This window comes from Streptomyces sp. C (genome assembly GCF_000158895.1).
Taxonomy (GTDB): domain Bacteria; phylum Actinomycetota; class Actinomycetes; order Streptomycetales; family Streptomycetaceae; genus Streptomyces; species Streptomyces racemochromogenes.
The window spans coordinates 6,379,222-6,383,163 of sequence record NZ_GG657750.1 but is presented as its reverse complement, the minus strand read 5'-3'; the positions used below and the strand labels follow the sequence as shown (position 1 = coordinate 6,383,163).

The window sequence follows — 3,942 nt, the reverse complement described above, 5'->3', positions numbered from 1 at the left end:
CGATGCTGATCGCGGGCGGTACGGACGACTACGACCGAAGAGGGGCGACGGCTGGACCCTGCGCACCACCGACGGCTCCCGCGCCGCCCACGCCGAGCACACGGTCGCCGTCACCGCGGGCGGCCCGAGGATCCTCACCGCCCTGTAGGCGCGGCGCGGCTACGGCTTGCCGTACGGCCGTACGACCATCGCCGAGCCACCGCCCCTGCGGCTGGTCTCGGCCGCCGCCAGCCAGCGGCCGTCGGGCAGCCGCTGGACACCGGTCGCGGCGCCGATCTCGGGGTTCTGCCGGAAGGCCTGGCCCAGGCCCTCCAGTTCGGTGCGCAGCGGGCTGTTCCACAGCCCCGGCTCCAGCTCGGTGGTGGTCTGGTTGCGCTGGCTGGCGCGCGGGGCCGCGATGGCGTCCACCAGCGGCAGGCCCCGGTCCAGGTGGCCGGTCAGGGTCTGGAGGACGGTGGTGATGATGGTGGGCGCCGCCCCGGGGAGCCGACCGCGAGGACCGGACGGCCGTGGTCCAAGACGATGGTCGGGGACATGGACGAGCGCGGGAGCTTGCCGGGGCCGGGCAGGTTCGGGTCGGGGACGCCCGGGGCCGCCGGGGCGAAGGAGAAGTCGGTCAGCTCGTTGTTGAGCAGGAAGCCCCGCCCGGGGACGGTGATGGCGCTGCCGCCGGTGGACTCGATGGTCAGGGTGTAGGAGACCACGTTGCCCCAGCGGTCGGCGACCGTCAGGTGCGTGGTGTTCTCCCCCTCGTAGGTGGTGGGGGCGGCCTGGCCCGTGGTGGCGCACGGGGCCGGGTTGCGGGGGTCGCCGGGGGCCAGCGGGCTGGTCAGCGTCCGGTCGGGCTTGATCAGGCAGGCGCGGCTGTCGGCGAACCGCTGCGAGAGCAGCTCCCGCGTGGGCACGGACTCGGCGGCCGGGTCTCCGACCCACCGCCCCCGGTCGGCGAAGGCGATCCGGGAGGCCTCGATGTAGCGGTGCAGGTACTGCGCCGGGGACAGCCCCGACAGGTCGGTGCGCTCCAGGATGTTCAGCGCCTCGCCGACGGTGGTGCCGCCGGAGGAGGACGGCGCCATGCTGTAGACGTCCAGGCCCCGGTACGCGATCTGCGTCGGGGCCTGTCGCTTGGTCGCGTAGGCGCGCAGGTCGGCGGTGGTCAGGTCGCCGGGGCGGACGTTGCGGGTGGCGGCCGGGTCGACGGGGGGCTTGCGGACGGTGTTGACGATGTCCTCGGCGATCGGCCCCCGGTAGAGCGCGCCGGTGCCCTTGCGGGCGAGTTCGGCGTAGGTGGCGGCGAGGTCGGGGTTCTTGAAGGTGGATCCGACGACGGGCAGTTGGCCGCCGGGCAGGAACAGCTCGCGGGTGGCGGGGAAGTCCTTGAAGCGGTCCTGGTTGGCCTCGGTCTGGGCGCGGAAGGTGCCGTCGACCTTGAAGCCGTCGCGGGCCAGTTTCTCGGCGGGGCGCAGGAGCTGGGCGAGCGGGCGGCTGCCCCAGGCGTCGAGGGCGCTCTTCCAGGTGGCGGGGGTGCCGGGGACGCCGACCGAGCGTCCGCTGGTCTGGCCCTCGGCGAAGGGGATGGGGACGCCGTTCTCCTGGAAGAGGGTGGCGGTGGCCGTGGCGGGCGCGGTCTCGCGGCCGTCGATGGTGTGCACCCGGCGGGAGGAGGCGTCGTAGTAGACGAAGTAGCCGCCCCCGCCGATCCCGGCGGAGTACGGCTCGGTCACCCCGAGCGCGGCGGCGACGGCGACGGCGGCGTCCACGGCGTTGCCGCCGGAGCGCAGCACGGCGATGCCGGCGGCGGAGGCGTCCGCGTCGACGCTGGCGACGGCCCCGCCGTAGCCGGCGGCGACCGGCACCTTGGGCGGGGTCGCCGTCTGCGAGGGCGGGGCGGCGGCCCCGGTGGAGACGAGCGCCCCGGCGAGGGCTGCGAACGCTAACTGACGTGCTGCGGAAGCGCGCATCCGGTTCCTCCAGTCGACTGCCTGTCAGACCTAGGAGCGGCAGCCTAGCTCCGCCCCGGCCCCCACGTCATGACGGCGGTGTGACGGCTACCATCCGGCGCATGAACGACGACGTGCGCAACATCGTGCTCGGGGTGGTGGCGACCGCCGTCAGCGGTGGTTTCGGCTGGTTCACGCGGACGTACCTGTGGCGCCGGGCGCTCCGCCGCAAGCAGGCGTTCTTCGGGCTGCCCGCCGGCTCGGACTGCCTGTTCGTGGTCAACCGCCAGATGGGCGGCACCGAGAACTCGCTGCACCGCAACGACGCCTTCGCACTGCTGGAGATATCCGCCCTGATAAAGGACTGCGGGGCGACGGTGCAGGTCGTCACCCACGAGGCGCGGCAGGGCTTCGGGGAGCGCGCCGAGTTCTGCGTCGGCGGGCCCGCCTCCAACTCCCGTACGGTGGCCCACCTGCACTCGCTGCTCCCCGGCGTGCGGGTCGACGTGTCCACCGAATCCGGTCCGGACCGGGGGTCGATCGCCGTCGGCGGGGACACGTACCGCTGGGAGCCGGGTCTGGCCGAGTACGTGCTGCTGGCCCGGCTGACGACCGGGCCGGGGACGCGGCCGGTGTTCCTGCTGTCGGGGCAGACCGCCAACAGCAACCAGGCGGCGGCCCGCTACCTGGCCCGCAACCACGAGGAGCTGGCGCGCGGGCACCGCGGGAAGTCCTTCTGCCTGGTGCTGAAGGTGGTCAACTCCGACGCCTACGGGCCGGACGTGACGGAGCTGGTGGCGGACGTCACCGCCGCGGCGCGGACACCCGCAGCGGCAGCCGGGTGATGCCGTTGATGAAGTTGGAGACCAGGCGGCGCGGCTCCCCCGCGAGTTCGGGCGCGGGCATCGCCGTGCGCCACTCCTCGTGGAGGGTGCGCAGCTGGAGCCGGGCGAAGTGGGCGCCGAGGCAGACGTGCGGGCCGTCGCCGAAGGAGACGTGCGGGTTCGGGGAGCGGTCGAGGTCGAGCCGGCCGGGGTCGGTGAAGACGCGTTCGTCATGGTTGGCGGAGGCGTGGAAGACGACCACCTTGTCGCCGGCCCGGATCGGGGTCCCGGCGAGTTCGGTGTCTCGGGTGGCGGTGCGGCGGAAGCTGAGCACCGGCGGGTGGACGCGCAGGAGTTCCTCGACGGCCCGGTCCGTGCCGGTGGTGCCGTCGGCCAGCCGGCGGTAGGCGTCGGGGTTGCGGGCCAGGGCGAGGAGGCCTCCGGGTGCGGCGCTGCGCACGGTGTCGTTGCCGGCGACGGTGAGCAGGAAGAAGAACATCTCCAGCTCGGCGGGCTCCAGTCCGGCCTGGGCGAGGGCGGTCATCACGTCGCCCCCGGGGTGGGCGCGCTTGTACGCGGCCAGTTCCCGGGCGTAGCCGAACATCTCGCCGAGCAGGGCCGGGGAGCGCGGGTTCAGCGGCTTGCCGTCGGGGCCGAGGAGGGGTGCGGGGGCGTCGTCGGGGTCCTGGTAGCCGATGACGCGTACGGTCCACTCCAGCAGCAGGCCCCGGTCGGCGGGCGGGACGCCCAGCAGGTCGGTCAGGTTGAGCAGGGCGTACTCGTCGGTGACGGCGCGCACCACGTCGGCGGCGCCGTCCTCGGCACCGTCCCGGGCGGCGGCGAGCAGGGTGCGGGCGCGCTCGCGGGCCCGGTCCGCGAAGGCGTCGACCCGGGCGGGGGTGAAGGCGCGGGAGACCAGGCGGCGCAGCCGGCCGTGCTCGGGAGGGTCCTGGTTGAGCATGGTGCTGCGCAGGAACGGCAGGTCGGCGGGGTCGGGGTCGCGGATCTGGGTGGCGCCGAGCCAGGAGGAGTACGCGGTGTGGTCGCGCAGGACGCGGACGACGTCGGCGTGCCGGGTGACCGCCCAGAAGCCGGGCCCGGCGGGCCAGCCCTGGACCTCGGGCTCCTCCTGCCGGGCCACCGGGTGCCGCTCGCGCAGCAGCCGGTAGCGCTCGTGC

Annotated in this window: 2 protein-coding genes and 2 pseudogenes; 2 read left to right on the top strand and 2 right to left on the bottom strand. The window is 74.5% G+C overall.

All coding sequences use genetic code 11. The features are described from left to right. Window positions 1-148 (top strand): annotated as a pseudogene (locus tag SSNG_RS44165) (type I methionyl aminopeptidase); the annotation flags it as partial. 11 nt (window positions 149-159) lie between these two features. On the opposite strand, the pseudogene ggt reads toward SSNG_RS44165, so the two are convergent. Continuing rightward, a pseudogene (gene ggt, locus SSNG_RS28680) lies at window positions 160-1,961 on the bottom strand (gamma-glutamyltransferase). A 101-nt stretch (window positions 1,962-2,062) separates the two neighbouring features. Between ggt and SSNG_RS28675 the strand changes: the two are divergent. Beyond that, a complete protein-coding gene (locus SSNG_RS28675) occupies window positions 2,063-2,785 on the top strand; it encodes a hypothetical protein (protein ID WP_007267430.1) in 723 nt (240 codons plus the stop codon). On the opposite strand, the gene SSNG_RS28670 is transcribed toward SSNG_RS28675, so the two are convergent. After that, the coding region (locus tag SSNG_RS28670; protein WP_050779763.1) for a cytochrome P450 at window positions 2,745-3,942 on the bottom strand (1,198 nt) is incomplete at its 5' end. The two genes, SSNG_RS28675 and SSNG_RS28670, sit on opposite strands and share 41 nt — an antisense overlap.